The following is a 14815-nucleotide window of genomic DNA, read 5'->3' as shown; positions in this document are numbered from 1 at the left end:
TTATTCCAGGGAGGGGACCCGGGCGGCCAGGTTGGACAGGAGTTCGGCCGCCGCATCGGCATCCGGCTGTCGGCCGTTCGTCACCGCTGCCAGCACGCTGATCGCATCGTGGGCCTCGGACAGCGACAGGAGCGGCAGTAGCGGGGCCGGCGGGTCCACAGCGGTCGGAGTGTCGGGGAAGTCGTCCATGTGGAGTGAACGCCTGAGTGACCGCCGAGGTCACCGGCCCGCGCCGCCGTCGCCGGCCTCGTCAGGGCCCAGGACGGGGACACCCGCCCCCTGCGCAGGCGCACTATCGACGAAGCCCACGACCTGCTGCGCATCTCGGGGGAGGGCCCGCAGGAACTGAGAGGGGATGCAGAGCGGTTCACGGGAGGTCGCTGCGCGCATCCTCGTCAGGGCTGTGCCCGGGCACGAGGTTTGTGCACGCGTCCGTTTTCGTGGGAGTGCCCCCTCGTGGCAAAGCGAGGGGGCGGTATCCCGGACAGGGAAGCCTGCGGACGTGGCCGCAGAAGGACGCGAGGTCCTGTCGTCTATTGCGCACGCCGACCGCTACCGGATGCAACCGAAACCGGGAACTTCACCCGGTTGCGGGGAAGCTGTGCTGGTGGGGCGTGCTGTGCACGCTGGTGCCGCCCGGGGAGGGGGTTTGTTCCCGGTTCGGTGATTTCGCGCCGGGGTTCACAGCGCTGTATCCATGCTGGTGCGAGCCCTGGTCCTGGACGCGGCAAACGTCCTCAGGTGCCTCAACGTACGGACAGAGCAAGCCTGTTGACAGCCCGCCAGACAAGGAACGTAATCCTGATGAACAGCAAGATTGTGGTGGCCGTGTCCGCGCTGATAGCGCTGTCCGGCCTGTGTATCGCACTGACCGCGCTCGGGCAGACGACAGCGGCCGTGATCGCTCTGATCTCTTCCATCGGCTTGTGCGTGCAGCAGATCCTGGCTGCCTGCCACCACAGCGTCCGCCAGCCGGCCGGGGCCGCGCCGAGTGAGCAGGAGCCCGAGCGGTGAACCCTCCACCAGCGTCCCCCTCCGGCGTGGGCAGGCCCGGGCGCCGACTGGGCCCCATCGCCGCCACGGCAGGGCCCGCCCACCTCGCCTGGCTGCAGCAGGTACGCGACGCCTTCGAGGCCAGCGGCAAGACCCTGCTCGAGCTGGAGCAGACCACCACCTGGCCACGCTCCAAGATCAGCGAACTGCTGCGGGCCGTCGGCCGCTACCCGCGCTGGCAGCCCATCCACGCACTGCTCAGTGCGCTGGGCTGGCCGAACACTGCCATCCTGCAGCTGCGCAACCTGTGGATCCGCGCGGCCCAGGAAGCCCACAAACGCCCCGGCTGGATCAGCGGCTGCGTCCCCGACGACGCCGGCCCCCCGCCCCTGGAGTACACCGTCTTCCAGGTCCGCCAGCAAGGCCACTACCACGCCTACGCCGCCACCTTCCTGCGCCGCCCGGCCCAGGCCCGCCGCGCCGTCCAGGACGTCCTCAACCTCCTCCTCATCGTCTGGGACGAGGCCCTCACCAACGCCAACACACCCGAGTTCGCCTGGCAGATGCTTCGCGGGACCGTCCTGGAACGCGCCCCCCACCGCGACGGGCACCCCGTCCTGGACGAGACCGCCTACGCCACCCAAAACCTGCGCCGACACAGCACCCACGCCGACCGGGTACGCCAGCTCAAGGAAACACTGCGCCTGTACGACGGCATCCGCCGGCTGCCGCCCAAACAGCTCGACGTCATGGTCCTGCGCTTCATCCACGGCCTTCCCGAAGAGACCGTGCAGGACCTCATGGGGCTGTCCCTGCCGGACATCCGCTCGGCCGTCATGCACGCCCGCCGCACCCTCGCCGACTACTTCCCCGGCCCCACCCATGAGGAAGGACACCCTGATGACCTCACTGATTGACGAGGTCCTCGCCCGCGCCCGGCTGCGCGACGACGACTTCGCCTACCACTACCTGCCTTCCCCCGCCCCGGACCCGGCAGGCCCGGGCACGGTCCCGGACCTGCTGCCGGCCACTCCCGACCCGGCCGGCCCGGCCGACCCGGACCGCCGCTCGCGGCGCGCCGCGGCGACGGCAGCCCGCCGCGACCTGACCACCCTGTGCGAAACAGCCATCGCGCAGGCCGGCATCGACCAGCTCACCGAATTCCTCGACTCCAGCCTGGTCCCCGAACCCGAAAGCGCCCGCACCCTGGGCTGCTACCTGCAACTCGGCAACGCCCACGACGCCGCCCGCTTCTGGTGGCAGTTCGCCGCGGGAGCCGGCGACCACACCGCCGCCTACTGCCTCTACCTCCAGCACCTGTCCATGGAAGAAACAGCCCCCGCCGCCTGGTGGCAGGCCCAGACCCCCAGCACGGCCCCACCACCAGCCACCGCGCGCCCCCGCTCCGCAGACGCCAGCCTGCCCACCACCCTGCGCATCCTGCGCCAACTCAAACTCCACCGCCCCCGCCACACCCCGCCGCCGCCCCCACTCCAGCAGGCCGCCATCGACTACATCACCCACGCGGTGTCCTTCATCGACGACGACCTCGAACTGCCCCTGCCCGAGGACACCTTCACCGCACACATCCAAGCCCTCAGCTGCCGCCACGCCCAGCTCAACCGACCAGCCGCACCACCCGCGAACCGGACCCCCGCCACCCCCCTGCCCTCACGGCCACCAGGCAAGTCGGCCATCCGCACCGCGACGCAACGCGCCACCACCCACCGGCGCGATACGACTGCGACCGCGAAGGACATCGACGGTGGAAACGACCACCCCCGTCCTGCCTGGGCATCGCAGGCCAGGACGTCACAGATCGAGACAGCGACGTAGACGCGGTGCACCAGCTCGCAGGACACAGCTGCCGGGGCTGGCCAGGCCCGGTGAACGCCGCCGTCTATGCCCGGCGCCTCGAGTCTGACGCTGATGCCGGTGCTGGCCGGGCGCGATCGGCGCCCGCCGCCACGAGGCACGCGACCGCTGGCAGGCCACACGCCAGCCTCATGGCCCGGGCAGAGCCGGGCGCTCCCCGCGCCGGACAGTCCCGGGCGGGGCCGTGGCCTTCGCGGGCTGTGGGGTCAGGCGAGACGTTTCCTCAATATGACTGATCCCCCCACACGAGTGGCCCCCGGCGCATCCTGGCCCCGGGCCGGCCGCGGTCCCGCTATCACCGGGACATGACCACGTCTGTGCTGCGCGGCCTGGCCGTCGCCCTCCTGGCCCTGCCCGTCCTCACCGCGACCCCCGCCCCCGCCACCCCCGCACCCGAACCGCACCACTTGCCCCTGGTTGATGCCATCGGCCGGCTGCCGGGCTCCGCCGAGGCCCGCGAGGGCTATGTACGAACTGCTTTCAAGCACTGGGTGGACGCCGACCGGGACCACTGCACCACCCGCGCGGAAGTCCTCATCGACGAATCCCGCACCAAGCCCGAGATCGAAGACACGTGCAAGGTCACCCGGGGAACTTGGTACTCCTACTACGACGGAACAACTCTCACCGAGCCCGGTGGCCTGGACATCGACCACATGGTGCCGCTCGCCGAGGCCTGGGACTCCGGCGCCTCGCAGTGGACGCCCGCGCGCCGCGAGGCCTACGCCAACGACCTGGATGCCGAGCGGTCCCTGGTGGCGGTCACCGCGAAGAGCAACCGGTCCAAGGCCGACCAGGACCCCGCCCAGTGGTTGCCGCCGCTCGCCGATGCCCGCTGCACGTACGCCGCGGACTGGACGGCTACCAAGCTCCGGTGGGGCCTGAGCGCCGACCGGGCCGAGACGGCCGCGCTGACGAAGCTGGCGAAGGGGTGCGGCAACCAGGACGTCGAGTACGTCCCCGCCGGTGGCTAGGACGTCGGCAGCGCCTGAGTCGGCCGTTCATAGCCCAGCGTCGATCGTGGCCTCCGGTGTGGAGGTCAGTCCCATGCGTTGAAGAGCATGCCGCCCAACGTGGTGATGCCGTAGAAGCGCACCGCATGCCACTCGCCCGGTGTGAGCTCGGAGGTGTCCACGTCGGCGAGGGGCGTGGCGAGTTGTTCACGATCAAGGACCACCAGGCCCGCGGTGGTGAAGGTGGGGGCCCACGGCGGCGGGGCGAGGAATTCCTGTCTGTACCAGTCCCGGCGCGTCTGGGCGAAGGCGATCCAGGGGTGATGAGCGTGACACAGGACGATGGTCTCGCCCGCGCGCATGACGATCGCACCGGTGTGGAAGGTCCGGGGGTATGCCTGTTCTTCCACCTCGCCCACTTCGCTTCCGGCGGCACGGGCAGCGGCATACAGAGCGGTACGGAATACCCGTAGGTCAGTGGTTGGGAGCGGGCCGTCCTTCGGCCGGAAGAAGCCTGTCGCGCCCCGCGGCAGCGCGAAGCCGCTGTTCGGCTCGTTGACCATGCCGCTCATTCTGCCCGGTCCGTGACAGGACTCCTTCCGCGTTTCGACCTGCCGTGAGGACGCGGATGACCTTGTGCCGGTCGCGTATCGCGGCTTACAGCGACCGCGTCCTGCACGGATCTGGGCAGGCGCTACTCAGTCACCACGTGCTATTGAACGAAGCCCTGTCTGACCCGCGGCGCGGCGTCACATCCGAGAAGGCGCTCGTCGGCTCTGCCTGGTCACGCGGCAGGTCAGCTGACTTCGCCAAGTAGCTCTTTCGGGCCTGTGGTGGGCGGGGATGGTGGGATGGGGCGTGGAGGAGCGGAGCGCGTCGGCGCGGCTATTGACGCTGGTGCCTGCGCGGCGGCGATCGGGCTGGCCAAGCACTCCGAGTCGGCTCAGGGGATGAGTGTGGTGAGCATGTGGTGGGTGGCGTGGATGCGGTTGCTGTGGGTGCCGCGGGTGAGTAGGACGCGGTAGGTGTTGAGGGCGTAGCGCAGGTATTGGTCGGCGGGAAGGTGACGCAGGCTCTCGTCGCGGCTGTGGTCGGGGTGGGCGTGCCAGCGGCCGTCGCGCCATGTGAGGTCGGGGCCGATGATGACGCCGGAGTGGCGGTACTCGAGGCCTTGGGCGGTGTAGATGCAACCGATCTGCTGGTGGCCTCCGGTGTGGGTGGCCCCGAGCTGCCTATGTGGGGCGATGGTGGTGCCGTCGGGGTCGGTGAGGGCGGTGCGGGCATTCCAGGCGGCACGCCAGGTGCGGGGCGGGCCGGTGAGGTCGGGGACGTCAATGGCGATGTCAAGGGGGAGTGTGGCCTGACGAGGCCTGGAGTGGCTCCAGGGGCAGCAGAATCCGGCGGTGGTCCGTGCGCTGTGTCCGGCGGCGGTGGCCTGCTCGACCTCGTGCTGCTGGGTGAAGGGGTCGCTGGCGAGGTGGAGTTGATAGCCGGCCTGCCCGGTCCAGGGGTGGGGGTGCCGTACAGAAGGCTGTCGACCCATCCGGTGTAGGCGGCCGAGCCGCGGCAGCGGAAGGATCCGGTGAGCTCCAGGTGGTGGTGGGTGCGTCCCAACTGCCGGGCGGCAGCGCGGATCTCCTCGACGGTGGTGCCTTCGTCGGGCCGGATGACCTGGCGTTCATCGAGGAAGATGACGGCCAGTGCGACGTTGCGCACGACCGCGGCCAGGTCCGGCGGCAGTCCGGGGCCAGTGCGTTTGATGCGCTGTGCCTCGTCGATGACCAGAGCACTGGTCTGGTGGCCGGTGCTGCGCAGGGCACCAACGGAAGGAAACAGTTCGCGGGCGGCGCTGTTCTCGCGGACGGCGTCCAGGAGGTGGGCGCGCAGGGTTCCAGAGGGGGTGATGAAGCTCGGCCGGGTGGCGGGGTGCGCGCGCATGAGGCGGCCCAGCAGCCGGACCGCGAGGGCGGTCTTGCCGCTGCCGGGACCGCCGCTGACGGTGATGACCGCGCCGGCCCCGCCGGCATGCCTGTCGCGCGTGATGTCGTGGTGGCGTGCGGGCAGATGGCGGTCGGCGGCGGCCCGGATCCGCACGAATGCGTCCTGCTGGTCGCCGACGAGCGCGAAGGTGCTGCTGCCGTCCAGAGCGGAGCCGACCTGGTCGAGCAGGCGGCTGGAGGGCTCCCACCGCAGGCTCTCGAACACGCTGACCTGCACCACACCCGGTGCCACCAACCCGCCACAGCACAGCAGTGGGGGCAGGTCCGCGGCCGGCGCGTCCAGGTCCTTGGAGGTCAGGACCGGGATGTCGGGGGCGGCGGGGGAGCGCAGGGCGGCCCCCTCCTCGGCGGTGGCGTTGTGCAGCACCACCACCGCGCGCACATCCAGCACCGGCGCGCTGCGTGGCCGCCAGTGCGTAAAGAAGCTGCGGTAGGCGGCGACCTGGTGCACCGGATGGGCCGCCACCAGCCTGTCGCTGCGCCGGACCCGGCTCTCGTCCAGGCCGGTGCAGGTCTGCCACTGCTTCAGCTCCACCACCACCAGCCCCAGCGCACCGTCCGGACCGGCCCCCACCAGCAGCGCGTCCAGTCGCCGGCCCCCGTCCGGCGTGCCGTACTCCAGATACACCTGCCAGTCGGACAGCCCGGCCCGCACCAGCGCCGCGAGCAGCGGCGGCCAGCTGTTGCGCCAGCTGCGCACCTCGGCTTCGCCCGGGACACCGAACCCGGCCGCGGTATAGCGCGCGGCGCATTCCCGCAGGAAGCCGGGATCCCCAACGTGTGAGGCGATCTCGCCCACCCGCCCCGCGGCCGCGCAAGCGAGCACCCCGGGCGGTGAACCGCCGACCGCGCTCAGCAGGGAACGGGGGGAGGGCACGGCGACGGTGCCCGGCGTGGTCGGTGACGTCAACTGGCCGCTCATGTGCTCCCCCGAGGTTGTGGGCATCCCGCAGCGCAGACGTTAAGCAGGTCAGGCCCTAGCGACGCAAGAGAGCCGTTCACACGGCTCCGTCGGCTCCTGCCGAGGGGACGCACGCGGGCTCCCGTGCCGTGGGACCGGTAGGTGGGGCGCCGTACCGATGCTCCGCGGCGCTCTCGGGCTCCGGCCCCGGGACGCTGCCCCGGGGCCCCTTCGCACCTCGTGCCGCTCTGACATCAGCATCCCGGGCCGGCAGCCGACGCGTGCCGCCACCCTCCCGTTCGCCGGCAGCCAGGACAGTCGGCCGCTGAAGCCGTTCGTGCCAGGACAACGCACCCCACCCATCGCGGACACGACCGCGGGAACACCTCGATAAGCTCAGCAATCTGGCGGCAGGACACGCGACCGAGCCGTGGCTCACCGACTCGCTTCCTGCCGCCAGCTCACATGCGTTAAGATCTTCGACACCTCAACCCTGAGGCTGTGAGCGGTACTTCCTCTCCGCCGGCGAGCCGCCGGACGAACGGACCCGAAAGACCGCCCACCACTGAACCTTCCCCGCCGGGGAAGCCGAGTGCAGGAGCCCACGTGCCCCAGACTGCGTACATCTACGTCCCCGCGCCCTCACGCCGAAACCTCAACATCGGCCTCGAGCGCGGCCTGTGGGGCTGGAAGCGGCCCACCCTCGACCGGGCCAGCGGCCGCGCGGACGTGCAAAGCCTCCAGGCCGGCGACTACCTCGTCCTCGCCCACATCGGCCCCCAGGCCCGCGTCCCCGCCGGCGGCTGGGCCAACGCCACGCTCAAGCGCGTCATGGTCACCCAGGTCACCCGCCCCTACTTCGAAGACACCAACGAGGTCTGGCCCGACGACACCTACCCCGAACGCATCGGGATCGACCTTCTCGTCGACGAACCCAACGTGACCGGGCAGACTCTCGGCGCCGAAGCCGCCGAAGCTCTTCGCCTGTCCGCCAACAAGCAGGGATCCGCCCTCGTCCTGCCCGGCACCGCAGCCCTTGCACAGTTCGCCACCGAACTGCCCGCCGACACCAACGACGAGGACCCGCCCGCCCCGACCGCGCCGGGCACCGTCACCCTCACCGGCGCCGACAGCGCCCTTGCCCAGGTCTTCGTCCGCCGGGAGCAAAGCAAGATCCGCAAGACCATGCTCAACGGCGCCGCCACCTTCACCTGCGCACTGTGCGGACGCCACCTGCCTGCCCGCTTCATCCGCGCCGCCCACATCAAGCGCCGCAGCCACGCCACCCCTGAAGAACGCCTCCAGATGGCCAACATTATGCCCGCCTGCCTCTTCGGCTGTGACGAGCTCTTCGAGCACGGCTACATCTACGTCACCGACGCCGGGCAGGTAGCCGTCAGCGACAAGGCCCACGAAACGCCCGCCCTCAAGGACGCCGCCGAGTCCCTGGCCGGCCATCAGGTCGGCGACTACCACGAGCAGCGCTCGGTCTACTTCGCCTGGCACCGCAGCAACACCGCCAGCTAGCGTTTCTGCGCCGTGGATAGACGGTGCGGCATCTGCACCGCGCATCGACGCAGAGGGCAGAAGCTGCAGCAGATCGTGCGCCCGGGCAGCACCAGTTCGGTGCGCTGTCAGCGCGCGTTGATGCTGCTGGCCTCGGCCGGCGGCAACCGGGTCCCGGTGATCGAGAAGCTGGTGCAGGCTCCTCGTCGATCTCGGTGATGACCTCGACCTGCCGCTCACGTTCTGGCAGCACCTCGACCGGGCGACTCGTAAGATGCGGCTCTACAGCAATACGCTGCACACACCCCACCTCACGGCTGCCGACCTCTGCCGCGGCCACCTCGCAACTGCCTTCGAGCGGGAGTGACCCCCTCTAACCCGGCAAGCCTTTCCGGTCAGAGCACAGCCACGTCCCCATCCATCGCATGAGCTCGCCTTCAGGAAGCCGTCTAGGCCTCAGGAAGGCGCAACCTACTCTCGCTTCGTGAGGTTGTCCGAGAGTCCCGGGGCAATCGTTCGAGAACTGACGGCCGCGTTGAGATCTGGGCTCGCGACACCAAACGACGGATGAGTAAGGCTCACATCGGTAGGATCGGTTCTCGTGAGTGGTGGCCCGAGGGCGGTCCGTGCGGATCCAGCCTCCAGCAGGATCGCCAGGGGGGAGTGCTGATGCGCATCCTTAAGCAGGATGCCTTCGCGAAGGTCCGATTCAGCGATGGCCAAAGCATGCATCTTCATACACGGCCGTCAGGATCCAGTACGGCAGTCGCAGTTCTAGTTCATGGCCTGAACGGATTCGGTTACGGCACCTGGAAGTCTTGGCCAGAGTTAATCTTCCAAGGTCATCGGGATGCGGCACCAATGGACGTGGCCGTATATGACTATCCAAGCCTGTTCAGGGCAGTTTTTCGTGGGCGGCCGGGGGCCGATATTGACGTTCAGGCGCGTCAACTTACTGAGCACATTCAGGAGCTAAGCCAAGGATACGGCGAGATCTATCTGGTCGCGCACAGCCTCGGAGGTCTTGTCGCCGAAACTGCCGTTAGCATGTATCTACAAGATTTGGCGCTTAAAGACGGCAGATGCTCCCCTGTTTCGCCAGTAGCCGCAATGTTCATGATGGCTTCACCGATAAGAGGGTCAGGTAAGGCGCTCCTGCTGCTCTCATTTCTTCGCGATGTTAAGCGATTGCGTCTGCTCTCGAAAGACCAGATAGAGTATGGAAACTTCTTTCATTCCTACGTCCAAATGCAATGTTTGGCATCTGAGGGTAAGTATCGATTTATCGTACCCCGCTATGCGGCGATAGCGACTCTCGACATCGCAGTGAGCCCAGCTAGCGCGTCGGGAAGTCTCCCTGAAGACCAGCGAAGACGTTTCAAAGCAACGCATTTCAATGTCGTCAAGCCTCGTGAAGTCGACGCTCCGCAACACACTTGGTTGCTGGCGTGCATTAAGGACGTCCAAGAAGCCCGGGCTCAGTGGCAGCGAAATTCGAAACAGAAAAGGCTCGCGACCGTTCTGGAAGAACCCTCGCGATCAGACTTCTTCGTTACCCGTCTGGAAGGTGACCGTCGGGATTCTGACTGGGACGTTATCTATAACAAAGTTCGTGCCGAATCTTCCACCTCATACGTGGACGTGGTCGACTATGACCATGTGAAAGCCGGGACGAAGGTAGATCTATTAATCGCGATTAACCATGCCGGTGATGTAATTTCAGGATCACCTCCATCAAAGAGAGTAGTATGCGAAGCTATCGAGGCTTTTGAGCGAGGCTTTGCCGACTCGGTCGGTATCTGCCCTGTCGGTGAAAGCTATTCTGCTGCATCGCTTGAGGTGCGAGGTTGGCTATCACCCGAACAGGCGAGTAAATTTTACATCGAAGGCACCGAGGGTAATTCCGGAATCGGCATAGTTCTCAGGAAATGGATTGACGCTCTTTCGCACCGTCATCCAGCTAGACAGATCGCAAAAAGTCAACAGCGATTGTTGCCGTTTAATTATGACGCATATGAGGAGGCTGAAGAGTTGTGAATCTCGCATGGATCGTGGCACTGCTACGTCCGAGAGACATCCTCCTCGGGCGCACAGAAGATCAGTCAGAGGCGGTCGTGCAGCTAGCGGCACTTGTTATTGGAAATGCACTATACGTCCGCAAATTTGACGTTGGCCAATCAGACGACAATGGAATCAGATCAGTTGCCCTGAGCATGGACCCAACAGAAATTAGACAGGGCCTCGCCGGCCTCGTCAGCGAAATCATGGACCAAACTGGGCAGGATACAGCGCGCGCCTGTGCTTTGGGCTTGATGGCTTGTTGTGCCGCCGCTGAGATCGAGGATTATGCTACGTGCGAGTTGATTCTTGACACCTTGCTTGACCGTGTGGCTTCCGATGAAAATCCGGGTGGGCTACTCCTTCGGGTTCTTTTGCTGCAACAAAAAAGCCTACGGTTGTGGGACACCAATCACGATCACGAGGTGGTGAGCACGGAAGCACTGACGCTATTTGCTCGGATTAGACTCGATGCTTTGCCTACCTGCGAACTGGGCCCCTACGCCGAGTTCCGGACCACGCTGATGCACATTCTGAGCGCTCTTCAGCACTCCATTTGGAGCCTATCTCTAGTGCGGCGGAAAGGATCAGCTAAGGAAGTTGGATGGGCCGATTTCCCCACACGAGAGGAGATTCTAAAGTCGCCTCGCTCGGAACAGTTGACCAAGATTACCGCCGACCGGGCTGATGCATACGCTCAATTTGTGCAGCAGACTTTCAGGAATCGATTTGGAAATAGAACCCGTTATGTCTTGGGCGGACCCGAGGTTCCAGACATGTTCGCACAGTCCCTGGCACTGGAGCTTCTAGGGCACGCTGATGTTCGGGCATCGCGAAAGGAGCTGGCACTACTAAGGCTCGTGCAGATTGACGCGTTTGAGCAAACAGAGCATGTCCGAGATGCCTTGCGGCTCTTGCGGCATTCTGGAGCACACGCGGAGCTCTCTTTGGCTGTTGAAAGATTCCGCATGGCGGGCCCGCTATGGGCGCTCAGCGAAGATGCTCGACAAATCATTCAACAGCGCGTTGGCATCTATCCGCTCAGTCGAAACGAGCTGAGAGTGCTACGCGGCGCTGCTGAACTCATGACCACCACTGAGGCGAATCGCGCGCTCGCTGCTGTGCGTGAATGGTCTGAAGAGACATATGTCGGTGAAGCCTGGTTTACGGCCTGTACACTCGCGCGTGTAGCAGATAAGACCGATGATGTTGCCGAGTTCCTTCTTCAGCAATGCCAATTGCGGGAGTCGGTAGCTGACCGGGTAGACACTGATCTAGCACGGGCAATTGGCACTCTAGACTGGACCGCCGTTCGCCCTAAGACGGCAAATAGCTGGGCAGCTTGGTTGACTGATCATGCTGCGCAGTGGCCGGCAACGATGGAGTCGGCTGCCACATTTCTTGGTTTGCACCCTGACGATTCACGACCTCTTCGTGACCTTGGGGCGGTCGCAATTCGCCTCAATAGTGTCACCCGCGGAAACGCGATGCCTCATTCGGTAGTCCAACAGAGCACGAAACTGGTAATCCCGGAACTTCGCGCGTTGATCACGGAGGCGCGCAGCAACTCGTATTCGATGAAGTTCCCCTTGCCTGCAGATGTGGCGGCTGCTCTCATCGTCTTCACCGATGCTGATCTCTGGGATGAATTGGCTGCCTGTTTGGTCGAACCGGGGATTCAAAGGAATGAAACAGATCGAGCATTCGAGCGTTTGGCTCATGAGCGACCAGAAATGAAGAATAGTGCGGCTGCTCGATTTGTAAAATCTTCGCGTGAAATGCTATTCGAGACTGTCGACTTTTTTTCTGACTCTGGCATCACGCCGTATCCAGAAGCCTTGCGCTTTCTGGCCGTCTACGGGTTGATCGACGAGAGCACCCTATTTTCGTGTGTTGGAGAGCTGGCCGGCAGTAGCTCGGCCGAGAAGCGCGAGCAAGCTGCTCGCACTGTAGCTACCCTGGCTGAACTGCGTCATGACACGTGGATCCAGGCTGTTGCATCCCAGCTGAGTCACGATCACGATGTTTCTGTGAGATCTCACGCTGGAAGGTCACTGGCGCTCTTTTCGGAAAGTGATGAACTATCGCATAAAATGATCCGAGATCGCATCCTAAATCTTCTCGATGAAGATGGAATCGCAATCCCAATCCGCATGTTGAGCTCTATGAAAACTAATCCTCCAGTAGATTCGGAAATCCGACTGAAGGTTGATCAACTTTCTTCAGGCCACCCATCACGCGCGGTGCGGAGCATTGCTAAAGAGGTAATTTCTTCGTACTAGTGAGCGTTGGTGAACCGGGCAGCCTATGGACCTGCCCGGTTGCACGGCCGGAGGGCTTCGTCTTGAGCACGCCACAGGAGTCTTGGCTACTGAAGAGGGGGCAACCGACACACCCAGGCTTGTTCAGCTCGCGCGGGTCACACCGAACTGCACGTTTGGGCAGTCGTACCTGAAGGGATATCCGACCATGAACGCGGAGTCGGTGAGCGCCCCGCTTGGTAGATGTGCCGGCCGCTCGCTCGACCAGATGCCTCAGGTCGTAGCTGCCGGGAGCGGAGGTTTTGATCGGCGTGCTGTTGTCGCGTAACCACGAGGGAGCCTCATTCGGGACTGTCAAAAGGTTCGGGGTAACGCCCGATCATTGAAGATGCATCGATGGCCAGTGAGAACGTGTCCGCGTCCGAAGCCGTCGAGTCCGAAAAGGTCGCGTCGGCGAAGGCCATGGATGACCAGTTACTGGACGAGCTGATGGGCCAGGCCTACTTCTGCCGCTATGCCGTCCGGCAGGACTGGGACAAGATCGCCAAGCTCCTCAAGCGCCATAACCGCTCTCTCGCCCTCCCTTGCCGTTCACCAGCGCATGTCGAGTTGGTCGAGTGCCGAACGTCGCTCCGCGGTCAGCCCAGCGGCGCGGCGGCGGGTGTTGGCGGTCAACATGCCTAGGTCGACCAGGACGTCGCCGTCGACCGTGATCTCGCGTCCGGCGGCGGCGGGTCCGGCGAGGTCGACGGGCAGGGCTTCGACGTGTTTGCGGGGCACGTTCAGGTGCCCTTCCCGGGCGTGGAACTGCCGGGCCGCGGCGAGGTTGAGCACCCACTTGTGGTCCTGGGTCACCTTCACCGGCCGCTCTTCCTCTCCGGCGGCCTCGATGCCGAGCATGTGCTCCAGCAGCTACTGCTGCGCGGGGAGCAGCTGCTCGAAGTCGTACCGCTGCGCTTGCACCCAGCGTCCGAGGTCTTCGCCCTGGACGACGACGTCCCCGGCCCCCGTCGTCAGGCTCCCACCGCCGGCCAGGTGAGCCTGCACGAGGCGGAGGCAGCGTTGCCAACCGGTGTCCCAGGCCGGACACCAGCCGGGATCGATGTCGTCCAACTGCTGGCGCCGCTCCTCGGTGAGCGCACCCGCCTCCGATCCCACCGGCTCCCCGGCCTCCCGGCGCGCGGCGAGCCGGGCCGCGTCGCGCATGTTCTTCGCCCATTTCCCCACCGGGTACCCGTTCCAGACCGCGGTGGCTGGCGGCAGGAAGTGCCCATGCACTTCGGCCCACGCCTTCGCCGCAGCGAGGCCGTCGTTGAAGGCGTCATCGCGCGGCGCCCACACCATGCCCAGCTCATCCAGCTCCCGGGCCCGCTTCGGGTCGAGCCGGCCGACCTTGTAGGAGCGCCGCTGATGGGTGAGCCACACCCCGAGCGGGAAGACGGCCGGTGTCCAGCCGTCGGGTGTCACGAACGCGTACGGCGCCGTCAGCGGCCCGTCCCCGTGTTCCTTCACGTAGCGGGGCCGCGGCCTCGATGCCGCGCAGCCAGTAGGCGCCTTCCGGCTCCAGGACCCGCAGCCGCACGAACCGCGCGAGCTCCGCGGGTTCGCGCGGCGAAGAGAACTTCAGCAGCTCCCGCGCCCCCGCACTCACCGACTCGGCCGGCTCCGCGCCCTCCAGGCCGTCGACGTCATCCGGGAACTCGCCCTCCCCAGCGCTCTCGGAGCTAGCCTCATCCCAACTCCGGCTCCGTGCACGGGAGTCGGCAAGCGTCTCACTGGTCTCAGTGTCGTGCGCGCGTAGCGCGCTCGTCCTTCTATCCTCATCCCCTGGCGATCTGGTTCATGGTCGACTTCCAGGGATCTGGTGCATTCCCGTGATGAGCGAGCACGCCTCATCTGCGGGCCACCTCGGCGGGCTCTGACAGCAGCCAGCTACATAGCCGTGATCGTGTTAGGTACTCGAAGCGCCCCGCTGCCGGTGGGCAACGGGTGCGGGCATATGCTGGAACAAGCTATTCCGCCGAATGGTTCAGGCCAATGTGACCCGGAGTGTTTTCTTCCGCGGGTCGGATTCGCTGACGATTCGTTGCATGATCGACAACATCAAGCACAGACGTACCGGCTGGATATCCCAACTCGCATTCGTCACTGCTCTGGCTGCCGCTGCTGTATCCGCTCCTGCGCAGGCCAGCGCAGCCACGGACGACGGCATCGTGCGGCCCATGAAGACGGGCTCATCCTGCCTGGACGGCCTCCGCGATGACACCG

11 protein-coding genes and 1 pseudogene are annotated in these 14815 nt (G+C 65.7%); 7 read left to right on the top strand and 5 right to left on the bottom strand.

The genetic code is table 11. The annotated features are described in order from the left end of the window. Positions 1–189, bottom strand: coding sequence for a hypothetical protein (locus ACZ45E_RS36215; RefSeq protein WP_468229678.1), 189 nt, complete (start codon positions 187–189; stop codon positions 1–3). 615 nt (positions 190–804) lie between these two features. Here ACZ45E_RS36215 and ACZ45E_RS36210 point away from each other — a divergent pair. The 4 genes from ACZ45E_RS36210 to ACZ45E_RS36195 all read left to right on the top strand — a co-directional run bounded on the left by ACZ45E_RS36210 (position 805) and on the right by ACZ45E_RS36195 (position 3842). Then, complete coding sequence (locus tag ACZ45E_RS36210; protein WP_468229675.1) at positions 805–1014, top strand: hypothetical protein; 210 nt, start codon at positions 805–807, stop codon at positions 1012–1014. Beyond that, positions 1011–1910 carry a sigma-70 family RNA polymerase sigma factor gene (locus tag ACZ45E_RS36205; protein ID WP_468229672.1) on the top strand — a complete coding sequence of 300 codons (900 nt, stop codon included), beginning with the start codon at positions 1011–1013 and terminating at the stop codon, positions 1908–1910. Before ACZ45E_RS36210 ends, ACZ45E_RS36205 begins: the two co-directional genes overlap by 4 nt. Beyond that, the gene (locus ACZ45E_RS36200; RefSeq protein WP_468229669.1) at positions 1894–2829 is read left to right on the top strand and encodes a hypothetical protein; all 936 of its coding nucleotides are present in this window, start codon (positions 1894–1896) and stop codon (positions 2827–2829) included. Before ACZ45E_RS36205 ends, ACZ45E_RS36200 begins: the two co-directional genes overlap by 17 nt. A 344-nt stretch (positions 2830–3173) precedes the next feature. Next, the gene (locus tag ACZ45E_RS36195; protein ID WP_468229667.1) at positions 3174–3842 is read left to right on the top strand and encodes an HNH endonuclease family protein; all 669 of its coding nucleotides are present in this window, start codon (positions 3174–3176) and stop codon (positions 3840–3842) included. A 65-nt stretch (positions 3843–3907) separates the two neighbouring features. Here ACZ45E_RS36195 and ACZ45E_RS36190 read toward each other — a convergent pair whose 3' ends face one another. Next, positions 3908–4384: a hypothetical protein gene (locus ACZ45E_RS36190; protein ID WP_468229665.1), complete on the bottom strand. Its 477-nt coding sequence runs from the start codon at positions 4382–4384 to the stop codon at positions 3908–3910. A gap of 380 nt (positions 4385–4764) precedes the next feature. Beyond that, positions 4765–6743: pseudogene (locus tag ACZ45E_RS36185) on the bottom strand (DNA/RNA helicase domain-containing protein). Between the two features lie 585 nt (positions 6744–7328). On the opposite strand from ACZ45E_RS36185, the gene ACZ45E_RS36180 reads away from it, so the two are divergent. The 3 genes from ACZ45E_RS36180 to ACZ45E_RS36170 all read left to right on the top strand — a co-directional run bounded on the left by ACZ45E_RS36180 (position 7329) and on the right by ACZ45E_RS36170 (position 12568). Beyond that, complete coding sequence (locus tag ACZ45E_RS36180; protein ID WP_468229662.1) at positions 7329–8249, top strand: hypothetical protein; 921 nt, start codon at positions 7329–7331, stop codon at positions 8247–8249. Between the two features lie 648 nt (positions 8250–8897). Next, positions 8898–10265 (top strand): esterase/lipase family protein, encoded by a 1368-nt coding sequence (locus ACZ45E_RS36175; protein ID WP_468229660.1) that lies wholly within the window; start codon positions 8898–8900, stop codon positions 10263–10265. After that, a complete protein-coding gene (locus ACZ45E_RS36170; RefSeq protein ID WP_468229657.1) occupies positions 10262–12568 on the top strand; it encodes a hypothetical protein in 2307 nt (768 codons plus the stop codon). The genes ACZ45E_RS36175 and ACZ45E_RS36170 overlap by 4 nt, the downstream gene beginning before the upstream one ends. Before the next feature lie 570 nt (positions 12569–13138). On the opposite strand, the gene ACZ45E_RS36165 is transcribed toward ACZ45E_RS36170, so the two are convergent. Further along, positions 13139–13447: a helicase associated domain-containing protein gene (locus ACZ45E_RS36165; protein WP_468229654.1), complete on the bottom strand. Its 309-nt coding sequence runs from the start codon at positions 13445–13447 to the stop codon at positions 13139–13141. A 12-nt stretch (positions 13448–13459) separates the two neighbouring features. Continuing rightward, positions 13460–14059 (bottom strand): helicase associated domain-containing protein, encoded by a 600-nt coding sequence (locus ACZ45E_RS36160; protein WP_468229651.1) that lies wholly within the window; start codon positions 14057–14059, stop codon positions 13460–13462. Positions 14060–14815: the final 756 nt, after the last annotated feature.

It is taken from the genome of Streptomyces sp. NPDC030991, assembly GCF_055571235.1.
The sequence above is the reverse complement of the archived record's forward strand: the minus strand, read 5'-3'. Positions and strand labels throughout refer to the sequence as shown.